The organism is Amycolatopsis suaedae, assembly GCF_004214935.1.
Classification (GTDB): Bacteria; Actinomycetota; Actinomycetes; order Mycobacteriales; family Pseudonocardiaceae; genus Amycolatopsis; species Amycolatopsis suaedae.
This window is the reverse complement of the sequence record NZ_SFCC01000001.1, coordinates 248,769-268,150: the sequence shown is the minus strand read 5'-3', so window position 1 is coordinate 268,150 and position 19,382 is coordinate 248,769. Positions and strand designations below refer to the sequence as shown.

At 70.8% G+C, this 19,382-nt stretch carries 22 protein-coding genes; 8 read left to right on the top strand and 14 right to left on the bottom strand.

Annotated elements, in window-relative coordinates; genetic code table 11:
• The first annotated feature begins 10 nt into the window (after positions 1–10).
• From EWH70_RS01265 to EWH70_RS01250, 4 genes are read left to right on the top strand one after another with little or no spacing between them, the layout of a single operon-like run.
• Positions 11–1,033: a phosphotransferase family protein gene (locus EWH70_RS01265; protein ID WP_130473681.1), complete on the top strand. Its 1,023-nt coding sequence runs from the start codon at positions 11–13 to the stop codon at positions 1,031–1,033.
• Positions 1,033–2,244 (top strand): acyl-CoA dehydrogenase family protein, encoded by a 1,212-nt coding sequence (locus tag EWH70_RS01260; protein WP_130473313.1) that lies wholly within the window; start codon positions 1,033–1,035, stop codon positions 2,242–2,244. Before EWH70_RS01265 ends, EWH70_RS01260 begins: the two co-directional genes overlap by 1 nt.
• Entirely contained in the window at positions 2,241–3,422 is a 1,182-nt protein-coding gene (locus tag EWH70_RS01255; protein ID WP_130473312.1) for an acyl-CoA dehydrogenase family protein, read from the top strand. The genes EWH70_RS01260 and EWH70_RS01255 overlap by 4 nt, the downstream gene beginning before the upstream one ends.
• Entirely contained in the window at positions 3,419–4,492 is a 1,074-nt protein-coding gene (locus EWH70_RS01250; protein WP_130473680.1) for an acyl-CoA dehydrogenase family protein, read from the top strand. The genes EWH70_RS01255 and EWH70_RS01250 overlap by 4 nt, the downstream gene beginning before the upstream one ends.
• Before the next feature lie 354 nt (positions 4,493–4,846).
• On the opposite strand, the gene EWH70_RS01245 is transcribed toward EWH70_RS01250, so the two are convergent.
• From EWH70_RS01245 to EWH70_RS01230, 4 genes are read right to left on the bottom strand one after another with little or no spacing between them, the layout of a single operon-like run.
• Positions 4,847–5,470 (bottom strand): TetR/AcrR family transcriptional regulator, encoded by a 624-nt coding sequence (locus EWH70_RS01245; RefSeq protein WP_130473311.1) that lies wholly within the window; start codon positions 5,468–5,470, stop codon positions 4,847–4,849.
• Between the two features lie 9 nt (positions 5,471–5,479).
• The gene (locus tag EWH70_RS01240; RefSeq protein WP_130473310.1) at positions 5,480–6,364 is read right to left on the bottom strand and encodes a class I SAM-dependent methyltransferase; all 885 of its coding nucleotides are present in this window, start codon (positions 6,362–6,364) and stop codon (positions 5,480–5,482) included.
• A gap of 42 nt (positions 6,365–6,406) precedes the next feature.
• Positions 6,407–7,204 (bottom strand): SDR family oxidoreductase, encoded by a 798-nt coding sequence (locus EWH70_RS01235; RefSeq protein ID WP_240686725.1) that lies wholly within the window; start codon positions 7,202–7,204, stop codon positions 6,407–6,409.
• Positions 7,201–7,953, bottom strand: a complete 753-nt coding sequence (locus EWH70_RS01230; protein WP_130473309.1) for an SDR family oxidoreductase — start codon at positions 7,951–7,953, stop codon at positions 7,201–7,203. The genes EWH70_RS01235 and EWH70_RS01230 overlap by 4 nt, the downstream gene beginning before the upstream one ends.
• A gap of 51 nt (positions 7,954–8,004) precedes the next feature.
• On the opposite strand from EWH70_RS01230, the gene EWH70_RS01225 reads away from it, so the two are divergent.
• A complete protein-coding gene (locus tag EWH70_RS01225) occupies positions 8,005–8,619 on the top strand; it encodes a TetR/AcrR family transcriptional regulator (protein WP_130473308.1) in 615 nt (204 codons plus the stop codon).
• 138 nt (positions 8,620–8,757) lie between these two features.
• The gene (locus EWH70_RS01220; protein WP_130473307.1) at positions 8,758–10,071 is read left to right on the top strand and encodes an MFS transporter; all 1,314 of its coding nucleotides are present in this window, start codon (positions 8,758–8,760) and stop codon (positions 10,069–10,071) included.
• Here EWH70_RS01220 and EWH70_RS01215 read toward each other — a convergent pair whose 3' ends face one another.
• The 5 genes from EWH70_RS01215 to EWH70_RS01195 all read right to left on the bottom strand — a co-directional run bounded on the left by EWH70_RS01215 (position 10,072) and on the right by EWH70_RS01195 (position 13,667).
• Complete coding sequence (locus EWH70_RS01215) at positions 10,072–10,266, bottom strand: ferredoxin (RefSeq protein WP_130473306.1); 195 nt, start codon at positions 10,264–10,266, stop codon at positions 10,072–10,074.
• A gap of 8 nt (positions 10,267–10,274) precedes the next feature.
• On the bottom strand, positions 10,275–11,477 hold the full coding sequence (locus tag EWH70_RS01210) for a cytochrome P450 (protein WP_420809023.1): 1,203 nt from the start codon (positions 11,475–11,477) through the stop codon (positions 10,275–10,277).
• A gap of 402 nt (positions 11,478–11,879) precedes the next feature.
• The gene (locus EWH70_RS01205) at positions 11,880–12,896 is read right to left on the bottom strand and encodes a hypothetical protein (RefSeq protein WP_130473305.1); all 1,017 of its coding nucleotides are present in this window, start codon (positions 12,894–12,896) and stop codon (positions 11,880–11,882) included.
• 4 nt (positions 12,897–12,900) lie between these two features.
• Positions 12,901–13,224, bottom strand: a complete 324-nt coding sequence (locus EWH70_RS01200) for a hypothetical protein (protein ID WP_130473304.1) — start codon at positions 13,222–13,224, stop codon at positions 12,901–12,903.
• A gap of 95 nt (positions 13,225–13,319) precedes the next feature.
• Positions 13,320–13,667 (bottom strand): hypothetical protein, encoded by a 348-nt coding sequence (locus EWH70_RS01195; RefSeq protein ID WP_130473303.1) that lies wholly within the window; start codon positions 13,665–13,667, stop codon positions 13,320–13,322.
• A 58-nt stretch (positions 13,668–13,725) separates the two neighbouring features.
• Between EWH70_RS01195 and EWH70_RS01190 the strand changes: the two genes are divergently transcribed.
• Entirely contained in the window at positions 13,726–14,193 is a 468-nt protein-coding gene (locus tag EWH70_RS01190; protein WP_130473302.1) for a nucleoside deaminase, read from the top strand.
• Between the two features lie 4 nt (positions 14,194–14,197).
• Here the strand turns inward: EWH70_RS01190 and EWH70_RS36050 are convergent, their stop codons facing one another.
• Positions 14,198–14,947, bottom strand: coding sequence for a GGDEF domain-containing protein (locus tag EWH70_RS36050; protein ID WP_240686724.1), 750 nt, complete (start codon positions 14,945–14,947; stop codon positions 14,198–14,200).
• On the opposite strand from EWH70_RS36050, the gene EWH70_RS36045 reads away from it, so the two are divergent.
• The gene (locus EWH70_RS36045) at positions 14,915–15,406 is read left to right on the top strand and encodes a hypothetical protein (RefSeq protein ID WP_240686723.1); all 492 of its coding nucleotides are present in this window, start codon (positions 14,915–14,917) and stop codon (positions 15,404–15,406) included. The two genes, EWH70_RS36050 and EWH70_RS36045, sit on opposite strands and share 33 nt — an antisense overlap.
• A 305-nt stretch (positions 15,407–15,711) precedes the next feature.
• Here EWH70_RS36045 and EWH70_RS01180 read toward each other — a convergent pair whose 3' ends face one another.
• The 4 genes from EWH70_RS01180 to EWH70_RS01165 form a co-directional block, all read right to left on the bottom strand.
• A complete protein-coding gene (locus tag EWH70_RS01180) occupies positions 15,712–16,926 on the bottom strand; it encodes an MFS transporter (RefSeq protein ID WP_130473301.1) in 1,215 nt (404 codons plus the stop codon).
• A gap of 655 nt (positions 16,927–17,581) precedes the next feature.
• Positions 17,582–17,848 carry a hypothetical protein gene (locus EWH70_RS01175; RefSeq protein WP_420809022.1) on the bottom strand — a complete coding sequence of 89 codons (267 nt, stop codon included), beginning with the start codon at positions 17,846–17,848 and terminating at the stop codon, positions 17,582–17,584.
• A gap of 64 nt (positions 17,849–17,912) precedes the next feature.
• Positions 17,913–18,548 (bottom strand): TetR/AcrR family transcriptional regulator, encoded by a 636-nt coding sequence (locus tag EWH70_RS01170; RefSeq protein WP_420809021.1) that lies wholly within the window; start codon positions 18,546–18,548, stop codon positions 17,913–17,915.
• Complete coding sequence (locus EWH70_RS01165; protein ID WP_276320522.1) at positions 18,548–19,381, bottom strand: SDR family oxidoreductase; 834 nt, start codon at positions 19,379–19,381, stop codon at positions 18,548–18,550. Before EWH70_RS01165 ends, EWH70_RS01170 begins: the two co-directional genes overlap by 1 nt.
• Between the last annotated feature and the right edge of the window lies 1 nt (position 19,382).

Sequence of the window (19,382 nt, the reverse complement as noted above, 5' to 3'; positions counted from 1 at the left end):
GGAGAAAGCGATGCCCAACTCCGACCCGCCCGGCCTGGACCTCGCCGGCCTGCGAACCCAGCTGGACCGGGAGCTGCCCGGCCTGCTGAGCGGGCCGCTGACCGCCGAAGTGATCCAGGGCGGCCGGTCCAACCTCACCTACGTGGTGAGCGACGGCACCGGCCGCTGGGTGGTCCGCCGCCCGCCGCTGGGCCACGTCCTGCCGACCGCCCACGACATGGCCCGCGAGTACCGGGTCATCACCGGGCTGCACCCGACCGTGGTGCCGGTGCCGGAAACGCTGCTGCTGTGCCAGGACACCGAGGTGCTGGGCGCGCCGTTCTACGTCATGGAGTTCGTGCCGGGCACGCCCTACCGCACCCAGGCGGAGATGGAGGCGCTCGGCGCCGAGCGCACCGCGACGATCGCGCACCGGCTGATCGACACGCTGGTCGACCTGCACGCCGTCGACCCGGGCGAGGTCGGCCTGGGCGACTTCGGGCGGCCGGAGGGTTTCCTGGAACGGCAGCTGCGGCGGTGGAAGAAGCAGCTGGACGCCTCGCGCAGCCGCGACGTGCCCGGCATCGACCGGCTGCACGACCGCCTGGCCGCGTCGGTGCCGGTGTCCGGCCCGGCCACCGTGGTCCACGGTGACTACCGGCTGGACAACGTGCTGGTCGACGAGCGGGACCGGATCACCGCGGTGCTGGACTGGGAGATGTCCACCCTCGGCGACCCGCTCACCGACCTCGCGCTGATGATCGCCTACGCCGAACGCGACTCCGCCAACCTGCACTTCGTCGCCACGGCGACGCTGGCACCCGGCTACCCCAGCAGGGACGAGGTGATCGCCCGCTACGCCGAACGGTCCGGCCGCGATGTGTCCACATTGGACTGGTACGTCGGGTTCGCGTTCTTCAAGCTGGCCGTGATCCTGGAGGGCATCTACTTCCGCTTCACCCAGGGCAAGACCGTCGGTACCGGCTTCGAGCTGGCCGGCAAGGGCGTCGCGCCGCTGGTCGCCCACGGCAACGAGATTCTCAAGGAGAAGTGATGGATTTCGGCTACGACGAGCGGACCGAGAAACTACGGACCGAGCTGCTCGCGTTCATGGACGAGCACGTCTACCCGGCCGAGCCGGTGTTCGAACGGCAGCTGGCCGAGCGCGACGACGAGTGGAGCAGCGTGCCCGTCGTCGAGGAGCTGAAGGCCGAGGCCCGCCGCCGCGGCCTGTGGAACTTCTTCCTGCCCGGCGAGCACGGCGCGGGGCTGACCAACCTGCAGTACGCGCCGCTGGCCGAGATCACCGGCCGCAGCCCCCGGCTGGCACCGACAGCGCTGAACTGCGCCGCGCCGGACACCGGCAACATGGAGGTGCTGGCCATGTTCGGCACCGAGCAGCAGCGTAAGCAGTGGCTGCGGCCGCTGCTCGACGGTGAGATCCGCTCCGGGTTCGCGATGACCGAGCCGGACGTGGCCTCGTCGGACGCGCGCAACATCAGCACCCGCATCGTGCGCGACGGCGACGACTACGTCATCAACGGCCGCAAGTGGTTCATCTCCGGGGCGATGAACCCGAACTGCCGCATCTTCATCGTGATGGGCAAGACCGACCCGGACGCCGCCCCGCACAAGCAGCAGAGCATGATCCTGGTCCCCCGGGACACCCCGGGACTGGAGATCGTGCGCGGGATGCACGTGTTCGGCTACACCGACGGCGACCACGGCGGTCACGCCGAGATGGTGTTCACCGACGTCCGGGTGCCCGCGGAGAACCTGATCGACGCCGAGGGCGCCGGGTTCGCCATCGCCCAGGCCCGGCTGGGCGCCGGCCGGATCCACCACTGCATGCGGCTGATCGGCATGGCCGAGCGGGCCATCGAGCTGATGTGCCGCCGCGCGCTGAGCCGCTCGACGTTCGGCAAGCCCATCGCCGAGCAGGGCGTCGTGCAGGACTGGATCGCCGAGGCGCGGGTGACCGTCGAACAGCTGCGGCTGCTGGTGCTCAAGACCGCCTGGCTGATGGACACCGTCGGCAACCAAGGCGCGCACACCGAGATCCAGTCGATCAAGATCGCCACGCCGGTCGCCGTCGAGCGGATCCTGGACAAGGCCATCCAGGCACACGGCGCCGGCGGAGTCAGCCAGGACTTCCCGCTGGCCGAGCTGTGGGCGGGCGCGCGCACGCTGCGGCTGGCCGACGGCCCGGACGAGGTGCACAAGCGGTCGCTGGCCCGCCGCGAGCTGAAGAAGTACCTGCCGTGACCGGGGCCGATCGCCTGCGCGAGCTGGTCGCCGAACTGCTCGCCGCACACGACCCCGCCACCACGCCCCGCCTGGAGTTCCTGCGGGCCCGCTTCGACGCGGGGCTGGCCTGGGTCCACTTCCCCGCCGGGCTCGGCGGGCTGGACGCGCCGCGGTCGCTGCAGGCGGTGGTGGACGCCGAACTCGCCGCGGCGGGCGCGCCGGACAACGACCCGCGCCGGATCGGCATCGGCCTGGGCATGGCGGCGCCGACCATCCTGCGGTTCGGTTCCGAGGAGAACAAGCGCCGCTTCCTGCGTCCACTGTGGACCGGCGAGGAGGTGTGGTGCCAGCTGTTCAGCGAACCGGGCGCGGGTTCGGACCTGGCCGCGCTGGGCACCAGGGCGGTGCGCGACGGTGACGACTGGGTGGTCACCGGGCAGAAGGTGTGGACGTCGAGCGCGCACACCGCGCGGTGGGCGATCCTGGTCGCCCGCACCGACCCGGACGTGCCCAAGCACCAGGGCATGACCTACTTCGTCTGCGACATGACCGCGCCGGGCGTCGAGGTGCGGCCGCTGCGGCAGATCACCGGCGAGGCCGAGTTCAACGAGGTGTTCCTCACCGAGGTGTGCATTCCCGACGCCCACCGGCTCGGCGAGGTCGGCGAGGGCTGGAAGGTCGCCCAGACCACGCTGATGAACGAGCGGGTGGCCATCGGCGGCAGCGCCGTTCCCCGGGAGGGCGGCATGGTGGGCGTGGTCGCGTCGGCCTGGCGGGACCGCCCGGAGCTGCGCACGCCCGAGCTGCACGACCGGCTGCTGCGGCTGTGGGTGGAGGCCGAGTCCGTGCGGCTGGCCGGTGTCCGGCTGCGCCAGCAGCTCGCTGCCGGGCAGCCGGGGCCGGAGGGTTCGGCGATGAAGCTGGCCTTCGCGGAGCTGAGCCAGAAACTCGCCGGGCTCGAGGTGGAGTTCCTCGGCGAGGACGGCCTGCGCTACGACGACTGGACGATGCGGCGGCCGGAGATCGTCGACTTCACCGGCCGCGAGGCCGGGTACCGCTACCTGCGGGCGAAGGGCAACTCGATCGAGGGCGGCACGTCGGAGATCCTGCGCAACATCATCGCCGAACGGGTCCTCGGCCTGCCCGCCGAACCGAGGGTGGACAAGGACGTCGCGTGGAAGGACCTGCCCCGATGACCGACCTGCGCTACAGCGACGTCGAGGAGGACCTGCGGGCCAGCGTGCGTGACCTGCTCACCGACCGGTGCGCGCCGGACACGCTGCTGGGCCGGATCGAGGGTGACGAGCCCTACGACCGCAAGCTCTGGCGGACGCTGGCGGTCGACCTGGGCGTGGCCGGCCTGCCGGTGGCCGAGGCCTGCGGCGGTCAGGGCGCGTCGGTGCGGGAGACCGCGCTGGTGCTCGAAGAGCTGGGCCGTGCGCTCGCGCCGGTGCCGTTCCTGGGCAGCGCCGTGCTGGCCACCCTGGCGCTGCCCGAGGGTGACCTGCTGCGCAGGCTGGCCACCGGGGAGGCGATCGGCACGCTGGCCGTTCCGCTGTCGACCGCGCCGGGCGGTTTTCCCGCCACGGTGCGGGCCGAGGGTGACCGGCTGACCGGCCGGGTGAGCACGGTCGCCGACGCGACGGTGGCCGACGTGCTGCTGGTGCCGGTGGAGGGTCCGGCGCTGTACGCGGTGGAGGCGTCGGCGGTCACGGTCACCGAGGTGACCCCGCTGGACCTGACCCGCAGGCTGGCGGACGTGACGTTCGACGGTGCGGCGGCGACCCCGGTGCTCTCCGGCGAAGCCGCGGTGTCCGCTGTGGACGGTGCGCTGACCGCCGGTGCCGCGCTGCTGGCGTCGGAGCAGCTGGGGATCGCGCAGTGGTGCCTGGAGGAGACGGTGCGCTACGTCAAGCAGCGCTACCAGTTCGGACGGCCGGTCGGGTCGTTCCAGGCGCTCAAGCACCGGCTGGCCGACGTCTGGCTGGACGTCGTGGCGGCGCGGGCGACGGCCCGCTACGCGGCCGACGCCGTGGCCACCGGCAGCGACGACGTCGCGGTGGCGGCGGCGCTGGCCCAGGCCAGGTGTTCCGACGTGGCCGTGCACGCGGCCGAGGAATGCGTGCAGCTGCACGGCGGCATCGGCATGACCTGGGAGCACCCGGCGCACCTGTACCTGAAGCGGGCGAAGAGCGACCAGATCGCCCTGGGCACCCCCGGCGCGCACCGCCGCCGCCTGGCCACCCTGGTGGACCTCCCGGCCTAGCGCTCGTCCGCCGGTCCCGCGCCAAGCACGCGAAGGCCACCTTCAGCACGTGAGACGTCAGGGTCCCGCAAAGTCGGGAGTCGTGGTGCGGGACGGTGGAGTTCGCGTGCTGGAACGTGGAACTCGCGTGCATGACGGTGGGACTCGCGTGCCCGCGTGGTGAGGCGGCTGTCTCACCTGGTGAACTCCACCCTCGCGCACGCGAACTCCACCTTCCGGCACGCGAGTCCCACGCTCGCGCGCACCTCCCGCCGGGACCAGCGGCCGTCCAAGCACGTGAAGGCCACCTTCAGCACGTGAGACGTAATGAAGGTGGCCTTCACGAGCTTTGGGCCGTCCGGTGCGGCGACAAGTTCAGGGACGTAAGGCGGACAGCAGCAGGTCGGCGTAGTGGTCGCCGACCTGCTGCGCCGACAGGCTGCCGCTCGGGCGGTACCACGAGCCGAGGTGGTGCACGGCGCCGAAGAAGAAGTCCATGATCACGTCGGCGGGCTTGTCGGCGCGAAACTCCCCGGACGCCTGCCCCTCCTCGATCATCGAACGGAACCGCTCGTGGTAGCGGCGCCGCTCGGCGCGCACACTGCGCTGCTTCTCCGGGCTGAGGTGGTGCATCGACTGCATGAAGATCGTCGCGTCGTCGAGGTTGGCGATCGTGCTCACCACGACGTCGGACGCGGCCGCGCTGAGCCGTTCCCGCAGCGGCGCCTCGGTGGCCAGCAGGCGCTCCAGCTGCTCGGTCTGCTCCCGCAGCACCCGGCCGTAGATCTCGTACAGCAGGTCGTCCTTGGAGCCGAAGTAGTGGTACATCGCGCCCTTGGTGACGCCGGCGGCCTCGACGATCTCCTGCACCGACGTCCGGTCGAACCCCTGCTTCGCGAACAGCTTCGTGGCGACCGAGAGCAGGCGCAGCGGAACAGCCGCCTGACCCTCGTCGCCGTCGCGCTCCGCGCCTGCCTTGCGGGTGCTCGCCCTGGTCATGACCAGAGCCTACTCGCGCAGCTGAAACTGCCAGATGACGGTGACCGGCGACCCGCTGGTGGCGGCCGCGGCCGCCTCCGGGACCACCGCTGCCAGCGACCACGGCCAGGCCTCCCACGGCCCGAGCGTGTCCGCCGCCGGCGGCAGCGGGTCCGGCACGGGCAGCACCGGTTCCTCGCACCGCAGCAGCCGCAGGTCCGCCGCCAGCGCGGCCCGCAGGTAGTCGCCCATCCGGTGCCGGTGGCAGGCCACCCGGCCCGGCCGCCCGGTGTCGTCGCGCACGGTGGGGACCGAGCCCCGCGCGATGCTCTCCGGGTGCATGTCGGCGATCACCAGGTGCCCGCCGGGGCGCAGCACCCTGGCGAACTCGGCCATCGGCGGGCCCAGGTCCGGCACGTGCGCCAGCGCCAGCCCGCACACCACCAGGTCCACCTCGCCGTCGCCGACCGGCAGCCGGTGCAGGTCACCGGCCCGGAACCGGCCCGACGGCACCCGGCGCTCCGCCCGCTCCAGCATGTCCGGTGAGCTGTCGACGCCGATGACGTCGTGCCCGCGCTCGGCCAGCAGCGCGGCGTACCGGCCGGTGCCGCACGCCGCGTCCAGTGCCACCCCGGCGGGCAGGGTGTCCAGGATCGCGGTCACCGCGGGCTGGTCGAAGTCGAACGCGCCGTTGTCCTCGTCGTCGTAGGTCCGCGACCACACGCGGTACCCGTCGACCGTGCCGACCCGTTCGACGTCGACGGCGGCACCGGCGAAGCGCTCGTCGTCGAGCAGGGCGCGGATCTCGGCGATCCGGGCTTCGGTGAACGCCCGGTCGTACTCCCCGGTGAAGGCGCGGAGCAGGGCGGCGCCCTGCATGCCCAGTACGTAGGCCAGTGGATTCTCGTGGATCACGCGGCGCACGGTAACCGGCCGGATTCCTTTCCGGCCAACGATTTACCGCTCGCCGAGCAGATCCTCGACCTTGCGCTGCAGCTTGTTCATCCCGCCGAGCCAGCGTTCGTTCTCGCCCGCCCGCGCGGCGTAGAACCCGGCGACCTCCTCGTGCGGCAGCACGAGGAACCGGCCCTGTGCCATCGCCTCGAACACCGCGTCGGCGACCTGCTCGGGCTCGATCGCGGACGGGCCCATGATCAGCTCGCCACCGGGGCCGCTGTCGGCGAGCATCCTGGTGCGCACACCCTGCGGGCACACCGCGTACACCGAGATGCCGCGGTGCCGGTAGGTCACGTCCAGCCACTCGGCGAACGCCAGCGCGCCGTGCTTGGTCACCGAGTACGGCGCCGCGCCGAGACTGGTCAGCAGGCCCGCGGCGGACACCGTAGCGACGAAGTGGCCGCGCCCGCGCTCCAGCCAGGCCGGCAGCAGCAGCCGTGCCGCGCGGACGTGGGCCATCACGTTGACCTCCCACGAGCGCGCCCAGTCCTCTTCGGACACCTCGGCACCGCCGTGGACGGCGATGCCGGCGTTGGCACAGAAGACGTCGATCTCGCCGAGCACGCCGAGCGCCTCGGCGTGCAGCCGGCGCAGTCCGTCCTCGCCGGCGACGTCCCCGGCGAACGCCGTGCCGCCGACCTCCCGCGCGACCGCGGCGGCGGCCTCACCGTCGAGGTCGGCGACGACGACCCGCGCTCCCCCGGCGGCGAACCGCCTGGCCAGCGCGGCGCCGATGCCGCCGCCACCGCCGGTGATCACCACACCGGCGTTGTCCGGGACGTCGGCCCGGGTGATCACAGGCCACCGACCAGGGTGACCCCGCCGTCGATGACGAGGGTCTGGCCGGTGATCCACCCGGCGTCGTCGGAGAGCAGGAACGCCACGGCACCCGCGATGTCGGACGGCACGCCGAGCCGCTTGAGCGGGTAGGCCGAGGCCACCTCCTCCTCGCGGCCCTCGTACAGCGCGGTCGCGAAGTTCGTCTTCACCACGGCCGGGGCCACGGCGTTCACCCGGATGTCCGGGCCCAGCTCCGCGCCCAGCTCCACGGTGAGGCGGATCAGCGCGGCCTTGCTGACCCCGTACATGCCGATGCCCGGCGAGGCGTGCAGCCCGGCGATGGAGGCGACGTTGACGATCGACCCGCCGTGCTCGCCCATCCACGCCTCGCGCACGCGCGCCGTCCACCCCAGCGGGGCCAGCACGTTGACGCCCAGGATCTTGGCGGCCGCGCCGGCCTCGATGTCGATCAGCGGGCCGTAGACGGGGTTGATACCGGTGTTGTTGACCAGCATGTCCACCCTGCCGAAGGTCTCCATCACGGTGGCGACCGCGTCCCGCTGGTGCTCGGGGTCGTCGGCCTTGCCGGCCACCGAGATCGCGTGGTCCGGTCCGCCCAGCTCGGTGACGGCCTCGGCCAGCGGCTCCGGCTTGCGGGCGGTGATGCACACCTTCGCGCCACGCTCGACGAGCGCCTTGGCGATGCCCAGGCCGATACCCCGGCTGGCGCCGGTCACGATCGCTACGCGATCCTTGAGCGAGTTCACGGCTGTGGCTCTCCCGTCTGCTTCGACTAAGCGCTTGCTTACAATGATGTCATGACGTCGACGCTGTCCGCGGAACTGTGGCCGGACGTGCAACCCGAAGCCGCCCGCCGCCTCATGCTCGCGGCCGTCGAATCCTTCGCCCGGCGCGGATTCCACGCCACCACCACGCGCGACATCGCCAGCGGCGCCGGGATGAGCCCGGCGGCACTGTACGTGCACTTCCCCTCCAAGGCGGCCCTGCTGTTCGCCATCAGCAAGAGCGGCCACGAACAGACGCTGGCCCTCGTCGAGGCCGTTGTCGCCACGCAGGCGTCGCCGAAGGAGAAGATCCGCGAACTCGTCGAGGGCTTCGTCGCCTGGCACGCCAGGCGGCACACGGTGGCCCGGGTCGTGCAGTACGAACTGCAGGCCCTGCCCGAGCGGGAGTACGAGGTCGTCGCCGAGCTGCGCAGGCGCATCGAGCATCTGGTCCGCACCCTGGTCGCCGACGGCGTCGCCGCGGGCGAGTTCGTCGTCACCGAGCCGCGGACGGCCGCCCGCGCGGTGCTGTCGCTGGGCGTCGACGTGGCCCGCTGGTACAGCGAGCGGATGCGGAAGTCGCCCGCCGCGCTGGGGCGTGAGTACGCCGAACTGGTGCTGCGCATGCTGGGTGCGTCGACCTCCTGATCCCGGTTCCGCGTCACCATACCGGCCGGTCGGTATCCAATCGTGGCACTGAGACGTTGACCACATACTAAGCAGTTGGTAACTTGCGGTGGCTCTCCGTTCTGCCCGATGTCCCCCCTTTCCCGGAGGCCGGCACTCATGGACGCGCACCCCGCCACTGGCACTTCCCCGGCATCGACGACCCAGCGCCGCCGCGCGGCCACCGCCGCGGCCATGGCGGCCGCGGTCGAGTGGTACGACTACTTCGTCTTCGGCATCGCCGCCGCGCTGGTGTTCGGCAAGACGTTCTTTCCAGCCGCCAGCCCGGTGGCCGGGGTGCTCGCGTCATTCGCGACGTTCGCCGTCGGCTTCCTCGCCCGCCCGCTCGGCGGCATCGTGGCCGGCACGCTCGGCGACCGCCGCGGCCGCAAACCCGTGCTGGTCATGGCGATCGCGCTGATGGGCGTGGCCACCACGGGCATCGGCCTGCTGCCGACGTACGAGTCGATCGGCATCGCGGCACCGCTGATCCTGGTCGTGCTGCGGCTGCTGCAGGGCATCGCCGTCGGCGCCCAGTGGGGCGGCGCCATGCTGCTGGCCACCGAGTACGCACCACCCGGCAAACGCGGCCTCTACGGCAGCGTGGTGCAGCTCGGCGTGCCGATCGGCGTGGTGCTGGCGTACGCGGTGTTCCTGCTGTCCGAGCACCTCGCGCCGCCGGAGGCGTTCCTCAGCTGGGCGTGGCGGGTGCCGTTCCTGGTCGGCGTGCTGGTGCTGGTACTGGCCTGGTACATCCACGCCCGCGTCGAGGAGACGCCGGAGTACCGGCAGGCGGAGGCCCGCTTCGCGGCCGAGCAGCGGTCCCGGCCCGCGTCACCGCTGCGGCACGTGCTGCGCCACCACCTGGGCACCGTGCTGCTGGCCGGGGCGTCGTTCGCGGTGAACACCGCGACGTTCTACATCCTGCTCACCGGGACGCTGGACTACACCACGCGCACGCTGGGCATGGAACGCGGACCGGTACTCACCGCGACCCTGCTGGTCAGCCTCACCCAGCTGGCCATCATCCCGTTCGCCGCGGCACTGTCGGACCGGATCGGACGGCTGCGGATCTACGCCGCCGGGGCGATCGGGCTGCTGGTCTGGGCGGTGCCGATGTTCCTGCTGATCGACACCGCGTCGATGGTGAACCTGGTGATCGCCTCGTTCGTCGGCAGCGTGTTCCTCAGCATCATGTACGGCCCGCAGGCAGCGCTGTTCGCCGAGTTGTTCACGCCGGAGATGCGCTACACCGGGGCGTCGCTGGGCTACCAGATCGCCGCCGTGGTCGGCGGCGGTCTGGCGCCGTTCATCATGGTGCTGCTGCTGGACAGCACCGGCACGTCGATGTCGGTGTCGGCCTACATCATCCTGCTCGCGGCGGCCGCGCTGGCGTCGATCACCGTGCTCGCCCGCCGCGCCAAGGCAGGCTGATCACTCACCGACCGACAGGGCCTGGGCGGGGCAGAGCTGGACGGCCTCCTCGACCCGCACCAGCACCTCGCCCTCGGCCTGGTCGGCGAGCAGTACGACGGTGCCGTCCTCGTCGTTCTGGTCGAAGACGTCCGGCTCGGTGAGCACGCACTGGCCGGCACCGACACAGCGGTCGGCGTCCGCATGGATTCGCATGGGTCCTCCTACCAGGTCACCGGAAGCTCGTGCAGGCCGTAGACGGTGGAGTCGTCCTTGAACGGCAACTCCTCCAGCGTCGCGGCCAGCCGCAGCCCCGGCACCCGATCGAACAGGGTGTCGAACACGATCTGCAACTCCAACCTTGCCAGATTCTGGCCAAGACATTGATGAGCCCCGAAGCCGAATGCCACGTGGTGCCGTGCCGAGCGGGTGATGTCGAGCCGGTCGGCGTCCGGGAACGCCGCGGGGTCGCGGTTGGCGGCGTTGCCGAGCCCGAGGACACCCTCGCCCGCCCTGATCGTGACGCCACCCAGTTCGGTGTCGGCCACGGCCACCCGTGACACGGCGGTCTCGGCGATCGTGAAGTACCGCAGCAGTTCCTCGACCGCGCCCAGGGTGCGGCCGCGGTCCTCCCGCAGCAGCGCCAGCTGGTCGGGGTGCTCCAGCAGGGCCAGCGTGCCCAGCGAGATCATGTTCGCCGTCGTCTCGTGGCCGGCGATCAGCAGCAGGAACGCCATGCCGACCAGGCCACGATGGTCCCGGGTACCCTCCTCGCGCTGCTTGCGCACCTGCCTGCCGATCAGGTTGTCACCCGGCTCGGCCTCGGCGGCGGTGACCAGCTCGTCGAGGTAGTTCATCAGGCCGCGCACGGCCTCGTCGCGTTCCTCGGCGCTCTCCCCGCGGTCCAGCAGCCTGGAACTGCTGGCCTGGAAGAACTCGTGGTCGCCGTAGGGAACGCCGAGCAGCTCGCAGATCACCAGCGACGGCACCGGCAGCGACAGCGCCCGCACCAGGTCGGCGGGCTTCGGGCCGGCCAGCATGGCGTCCAGGTGCTCGTCGACGATCTGCTGGATCCTCGGCCGCAGCGCCTCCATCCGGCGCACGGTGAACTCCCCGACGACGGCCCGCCGCGCCGCGGTGTGCTCGGGCGCGTCCATGGAGATCATGGTCGGCGGGAACCTGTTGTCGTTCTTGGGCCTCTCCTTGACCAGATAAGGGAAGTCCGGGTTGGTGCGGTCGGAGCTGAACCGCGTGTCGGTGAGCATGGCCCGTAGCTCGTCGTGGCGCGTCACCGCCCAGGCCTGCCTGCCCGACGGCAGGCTCACCTTCGACACCGGCGCCCGCTCGCGCAGGCCGGCGTACTGCGCGGGCGGCGAGAACGGGCACGAACGGGCCATGGGGAACTGGGGATCGGCGACCTCGGTCACGGCTGCTCCCGTCGATGTGGAGGAAACTGTTCCGGTTCCACCGTAGCGAAACGGAACCTGCCCATCCACATCGACGGGCAGCTTTCTGCCGTCAGCGCGGCCCCGGACCGCCGGGCTGGTCTCGAGCGCAGAACTCGTGTACCGGAACGTAGAACTCGCGGTCCTGAGCGCAGAACTCACGATGTGGACCGGGTTATCACGTGGCGCTGGTCGCCCGCGTGAACGGCCCGTTCGCGCGAGTCGTAGGTTCTGACGCGCGAGTCGTACGTTCTGGGGCGCGAGTTGTCCGTTCCGGACCCGCGAGTTGCACGTTCCCGTCCACCCGGTCCCACTGTCCGGCACACCGATTCCAGATTGCGGGACCAGCGGACACGTGGGCGGCCGTCGTTCGGGTGAAGGCCGTCAGCGCGGCCCCGGGCCGCCGGGCGGGCCGGCGGGCTCCTCCTTCTCCCTGGGCATCGGCGGCGCCTTCTCCTCGGCGGCGCGGTCGTTGATCTCCGGGACCTCCAGGGTCTCGCCGAGCGAGAGCAGGTCCTTGAGCGACTTGCCCTCGTGGTCGGGCCACTTGGGGACGACGTCGCTGAGCGACAGCTCCGACAGCTTCGCGTCGTCGACGAACTCCAGCACGTCGTCGAGGTGCTTGTGCAGGGCGGCCAGGCTCGCCTGGTAGCCCTCGACCACCTGCGTCAGAGCCTGGTAGAAGGACCGCATGACGTCGATGATCAGGCGGCCGGTGATCTCGACGCGCTCCCCGGGGCCGTTCGGCGTTCCGGCCTCCAGCGACGGCATGTCCGCCGTCTCCCACATCAACTGGGCCACCTCGATCACCAGGTCGGCCTTCGGGATCTGCTTGGCGACGATCAGCGCCAGCTTGCCGCAGAAGATCAGCGCGGGCCGGTAGTCGACGGCGACGTCGTCCATCCGCTCGACGGCCTTCTCGGCGGAGAGCACCAGCTCCCGGAGGTCGTTCTTGAACGCCACCTCCACCGCGAAGATCATGTCCAGCACGGCCGAGGCCTGCGGAAGGTAGCCGACGGGGTTGGACGCCGACGTCCCGTCGCCGATGAAGTGGTCGAGGTGCGTCTCCACCAGGCTGAGGTACTTGTCGAACTGATCGGACGCCTCCCCCGCCCAGTGCGAGGTGACCTTCGTCCGGATCGTCTGCAGGGTGGCCCTGGCGTCGGTGAACGCCTTGCGCTTGTGGAACAGCGCCCCGTCCGGGTCGGTGGCACCGGGTGCGGCGAACAGCTCCACGTCACCGTCGAGCGCGTACTTGAGCCACTCGTTCATCGGGATCAGGATCCCGATCTCCTCGTTGGAGATGCTGTCGTTGTCGTGCGGGAACTCCGCCCGGATCTTCGGCGCCACCCGGTCGTAGAGCGCCTGCATGTCCTTCGGCCCGAGGTCGGTCAGTGCCATGGTGTCACTTCTCCCCGGTGACCTGGCGCTCGATGCGCTCGTAGGCGTCGGCGATGACGTCCAGCCGCTCGGCCGTCTGCTCGATGGACTCGGTGATCGCGAGACCGCCGGAGATGATGGCGGCGATCAGCCGGTTGCGTTTCTGACCGAGGTCGATGCCGGACCCGTCGGCTCCGAACGCACCCGCCGGCTGCACGTACAGGTCCCGCATCGACTCCGATGCCGTGCGCAGCGTGCCCGCGGCGGCAGGCAGCCCCACGCCCTCGGTGTTGGACGCGACCCGTCGCAGCGCGGCGACCTGCACGCTGTATCCACCTGGCGGTGTCATTTCACCCCTCCATGTCACAGTTAGCTGGTGGAGAGGGGACGCTACCGGACGCGCGACGGTTCCCACGGCCGCCGCACCGGTCGCGATGGCGAAGGTCAGCGCCAGGTGTTGCGCTTCGGCGGGTCCATCGCGTCGTGCAGGTAGGTGTGCTCGCTGAAGTCCTCGTCGGGCACGGGCAGCCGCCGCGGCCGGGGTTCGGGCTGCGGCTCCGGCGGGCCGTCCAGCTCCGCCTCGATCCGCTCCAGCACCGGCCACAGCGACTGCCTGGCCTTGGCGGTGAACAGCGAGGCGGCGATGGGGTGGGTACACGTGCCGGCGGCCACGTCCTCCCAGGTGAACTTGCCCTCGCGGACGGCGTCGGCGGCCAGCGCCAGACGCGGCGGGACGTCCGGCCGCCCGGCGGCCACCCGGAACACCTCGGCCGAGAACACCGGCTCGAACACCTGACACCTCCGCGGTCAAGCGTAGCCATCGCCCGCCCGGATGCGAGACCCTGTGCGGATGACCACCACCGACGCCGCCGGCCTGCTCGCCGTCGCCCGCGAGGAGGCGTTGCTCGGCCAGTCCGAGGGCGGGATCCCGATCGGCGCCGCGTTGTTCACCACGGACGGGGAACTGCTCGGGCGCGGGCACAACCGGCGCGTCCAGGACGGTGACCCGTCACTGCACGCGGAGACCGCGGCGTTCCGCGCGGCTGGCAGGCGGCCGCACTACCGCGACACGGTGATGGTGACGACGCTGTCGCCGTGCTGGTACTGCAGCGGCCTGGTGCGCCAGTTCGCCATCCCGCGGGTGGTGATCGGCGAGGCGACGACGTTCTCCGGCGGGCACGCCTGGCTGGCCCGCGCGGGCGTCGACATCACCATCGTCAACGACCCGCACTGCGCCGCCCTGATGGCGCGGTTCATCGACGAGCATCCCGAGCTCTGGTACGAGGACATCGGCGTCGATCCGTCCACAGTGGACTAGTGGACTAGCCGACCGCCCGCAAGCCACCTTCGTCCGGTGCGACGTAGAGCAGCGTCCGGTTCCGGCCCGCGGCCTTCGCCTGGTACAGCGCCGTGTCCGCGGCCTGCATCAGGGCTTCCAGCGAGCTGGCGTCCTTGGGGTGCGAGGCCACGCCGATCGACACGGTGACCGTGATGTCGGCCGGGCCGTCACCGCCCTGGGTCAGCGGGACCGCCGTGGCGCCGACCCGCCTGCGGATCCGCTCGGCGATCGCCACGGCCTCGGCCTGACCGATGTTGGGCAGCAGGACGACGAACTCCTCGCCGCCGAACCGGCCGACCAGGTCACCCGCGCGGACCTCGGCCTGCAGCGTCGCGGCGGTGGCCCGCAGCACGTCGTCGCCGGCGAGGTGGCCGTGGGTGTCGTTGACCTTCTTGAAGAAGTCCAGGTCGAGCACCAGCAGCCCGCTGCTGTGCTTGAGCTGCTCGCCCCGGGCCAGCTCGGCGCGGGCGGCGTCGGCCCACGCCTCGGCGTTGAGCAGCCCGGTCTTGCGGTCCGACCGCGCCTGCTCGCGCAGCTGGCGCACCAGCACACTGCGATGCAGCACCAGCGTGATCCCGACGATCAGCAGCAACGCGACCGGCCATTCGTCCAGCGCCCAGCCGAGCAGAATGCCGAGGCCGATCGTCGCGGCCTCGAGGCTGTAGTCGGAGAACGACCCGAGCGCGGTACGCAGGCTGACGTGCGGGCTGCCGAAGTACACCGCGACAGTCAACGTCACAGTATTGACGATCAGGAAAAGCAGACCGGCACCGACGAGCGCGAGAAAACCGGGAACGTCGCGGGTCGTCTCCGCGAGTGGCAAACCGGTGACAAGCGAGAGGAAGCCGACCGCCAGATACCCACAGACGATCGTGGCGGCGGTGCTGAACGTCCTCCTGTAGAGCGGATTGCGCTGCACGCGCAGCCAACGGTAGAAGTACGATGCCGTGATGACCCCGGCCGCCAAGGCGGGGTGAATGGTCACCACCGCAGCGAACATCCACACCGACTGGAGGTCGATGTGAGGTGTCACCGAATAACGTTCTCGCAGCTTTTCGATCGGGCGGGACATCTCGGTATAGAGGACACTGCAGATGACCAGGACGATGAATGGAAAGAGATTTCCAGCTTCGACCGGAACCTCGACAAGCGCCCACACCGCCCCCGCCAGGGCCGCGAGATCGATGACTAGGACGTATGCGATGAGCCCCCACCGCAGCCGCCACAGACCCCACCCGGACACGGCACGCAGGCCGAATAGCCCGGGGGCACGTTGGCCACCAGCACCCTTCATGTCCGCTCCCCCGTCCATTGTGGCAACGTAACCGAATGTTCACGTCCTGTCACGCGGCCATCTGGAGCAGTCGCGTTGCGGTTTAACTCGTTTGCCGACCTTATCGAAGGGAGGTGATCACCATGCGTGGACAGAACTGGACGCTTCGTGGGCAGAACTGGTGATCTTTTCATCATAGGACGACGGACCGACAAAATCCGTCGCTACAGTGGGTGATGGCGGAGCGCGTTCCGCCAGGAGGCTGCAGCCGGCACCGCCGCGAGCACACCGGCAGCAGCCACCACCCCCACCGTCACCGCGGGTGACTCGAGCACCGCGGCCAGCCCTCCCCCCACCAGCAGACCGATGCCCTGCACCGCGATCAGGCCGGATCCGGCCAGGCCGAACGCCTGCCCGCGTTCCGCGTCGGGTACCAGCCGCATGAACGTCGCGCTTGCCGTGACCTGGTACGACGCACACATGCCGGAGAGCAGCAGCAGGGCACAGGTCACCGCCACACCGGGCCGGAAGAAGTACGCCAGCAGTGGCACGACCGCGCCGACGGCGAGGATGCCGACCAGCCGCAGGCGCAGCTCGGGAGGCACGAACCGGCCCAGCACGAAGGCACCGATGACGATGCCGGCCGGATGCGCGGCCAGCAGCAGGCCCGCAGTCACCGGCCCCCCGCCGATCTCGTCGGCGTAGGGAACGGCCAGCCCCTCGGGCACGATCACGAATCCGGCCAGCCAGGCCAGCGACACCAGCGAACGCAGGCGCGGATCGCGCCAGATGGTCCGCGCGCCCGCGGCCAGCCTGCGCAGCGTGGTGGTCTCGCCCTGTGCCGCCGAGCCGGCGGCGGGCCGGTCCCGCAGGCCCAGCCGGATCACCAGCGCCGACACCGCGAACGTCAGCGCGTCGACGGCGAGCGCCCGGTTCGGCCCGATGAGGGCGACCACCACCCCGCCCGCGGCGAACCCGGCCAGCTGCCCGGCCTGGCTGGTCACCTGACGTACCGACTGGCCGAGCAGGTAGCGGTCGCCGTCGAGGATGTTGGGCAGCACGGCCGCCTGCGCCGCGTTGAACGGGGCGTTGAGCAGCCGGACCAGGATCAGCACCCCGGCCAGCACCGGCAGCGGCAGGTTCGGCACCGCCATCAGGCCGACCAGGAGGGCCCGCAGCACGTCGGTGGTCACCATGACCTGGCGGCGTGGCAGCCGGTCGGCCAGCCCGCCCAGCAGCGGGCCGCCGAAGAGGTCGGGAAGGTAGGTCAGGGCGTAGGTCAGCGCGGGCCAGGTGGCCGAGGACGTCCGCTCGAACACCAGCACCGACAGCGCGACCCTGGCGAGCTGATCGCCGAAGACCGACTGCAGCTCGGCGAACCAGAGTGCGCGGAACTCGCCCACGGCGAACGTCTCCCGGAAGGTCGCCGTGCGCCGCACACCATCCCCCACCAAGACCTCACATCCGTTCGTGTGCCCACGAACAGTACGGCACCGGATGCACGCGGTGAACAGGACGATCGTATACCGCTTAACCTTGCGGACAACGACTTGCTAACGGCAGGACGCTCCCGTGACACCCCGCCGCCGCCCGGTCCGCACAAAGCACGTGAAGGCCACCTTCACCACGTCTCACATCAGGGCCCCGGCAAAGTCGGGAGCGTGGAGTTCGCGTGCCGGAGCGTGGGACTCGCGTGCACGACGGTGGGACTCGCGGGTCCGGATGGTGAGTGTCGTGTTCGGGAACGCGAATGACGTGTTCAGGAACGCGAAACCCGCGTTCCGGCCCGGCAAGACAGCGCGAACGGCCCGTTCACGCGGGCGACCGGCACGAGGTGAGAACCGGCGTCCACATGGTGAGTTCTGCGCTCACGCACGCGAGTTCTGCATTCCGGCACGTGAGTTCTACGTTCCGGCACGCGAGTTCCACGCTCGAGACCAGCCACCTCGCCTGCCCGCGACCGGACTTTGCCGGGGCCCTGACGCCTCACGTGATGAAGGTGGCCTTCACGTGCTTGCCCGGCACCTGCGGAACGTACAACTCGCGTGTCAGAACGTACGACTCGCGCGGGAGAACGTACGACTCGCGCGAGGCTCAGGCGGCGCGGGTGGACTGCGCGGCCGCGGCGAGGGCGGCCCGGCCGGCCTCGGTGATCTCGGCCCGCACCCGCGGGCCGGCGCCCTCGCCGGGGCGGATGAAGCCGTGGCGGGCGAGGTCGTGCGCGGTCACCTGGTCGCAGCACGAGAAGCCGTCGATGAAGAGATCGGGCTCGCAGCTCAGCGACATCGTGGCCCGCTGGGCAGCGACCGCGCGCAGCATGGCCAGCGCGCGGTAGGACAGAGATTCACCTGGTTCGGACACTGTTCTTTCCTTTCCCCCAGATCACTGTGCGTTAACTCCACTATCGCAGGTTGCTCCATAGGTGTTAACTAGTTTTTGAGACGAAAGCCACACCACTTCGGTTCCCGCCTGGTACGGGCAGGGCCTGCTCCAGCATCCGCGCCCACTGCCGGGCGATCCGCCGCCGTCGCCGGGTGTCGTCACTGAGCAGGTTCGCCAGCCCCAGTCCCCTGGCCAGGTCCAGCGTCGCCTGCACGGTCTCCCGCACCCCCGGCTCGCTCTCATCGACGCCGAGCAGCTCCAGCGCCACCCGGTGGGCCTCCCTGCCCACCCGCGCCTCCAGCGGCCCCAGCGTCGCCAGCAGGGTGGCGTCCGTGGACGCCGCGACCCACAGGTGCAGTGCCGCGCGGAACATCGGGCCGGTGTACAGATCGAGCAGCATCCGGGCCACGTACTCGGTCCGCGACGCCCCGGACGGCAGCTTGCGGACCTGGCCGCGCAGCTGCTCGATCTGCGCCTCGCCGACCTGCACGACGGCGGCCACCACCAGGTCCTCCCTGGTCGGGAAGTGATGCTGGGCCGCGCCGCGGGACACCCCGGCCCGTTCGGCGATCACGGCCACCGTCGTGCCGCTCCAGCCGTGCTCGGCCAGGCACTCGACGGCCGCCTCCACCAGCCGTCTGCGGGTGGTGCGGCTGCGTTCCTGTTGCGGTTGCGCCATCAGCCCGCCGGTTCCACCCAGAAGTCGGGCACGAGGTCCTCTTCCCGCTCGCACAACCGGTACCGCGCGAAGTCGGTGACGCCCTCGGCGGCCAGCACCTCGTCGTCGATGAAGAAGTTCCCGGTCACCTCGCGGCTGGGCTTGGTGAGGATGGCGTACGCGGCGTCGGCCATGATCTCCGGCGTCCGGGAGAAGTTGGCCATCTCGGCGCCGACGACGTTGCGGATGGCGGCGGTGTCGATGGTGGTGCGCGGCCACAGCGAGTTGGCGGCGATGCCGTCCTCGCGCAGTTCGGCGGCGAGCCCGACGGTCACCAGGCTCATGCCGTACTTGGCCATGCTGTAGGCGAGATGCCCGCCGCGGAACCACTTCTCGTCCAGGCTGATCGGCGGCGACAGCGTGAGCACGTGGGCGTTGGCCGACTTGCGCAGGTGCGGGATGGAGAGCTTCGACAGCAGGAACGACCCGCGCGCGTTGATGTCCTGCATCAGGTCGTAGCGCTTCATGCTGACCTGCTCGGTCGGCGTGAGGTCGATGGCGCTGGCGTTGTTCACCACGATGTCGATGCCGCCGAACCGCTCGACGGTCTGCGCCACCGCCGCCTCCACCGACGCGTCGTCGCGGACGTCGCCGACGATCGGCAGCGCCTGGCCACCGGCCTCCTCGATGGCCTTCGCCGCGGTGTACAGCGTGCCGGGCAGCTTCGGGTGCGGTTCGGCGGTCTTGGCGATCAACGCGACGTTGGCGCCGTCGCGGGCGGCCCGCACGGCGATGGCCTCGCCGATGCCCCGGCTGCCGCCGGACATGATCAGTGTCTTTCCTGCCAGGCTCACT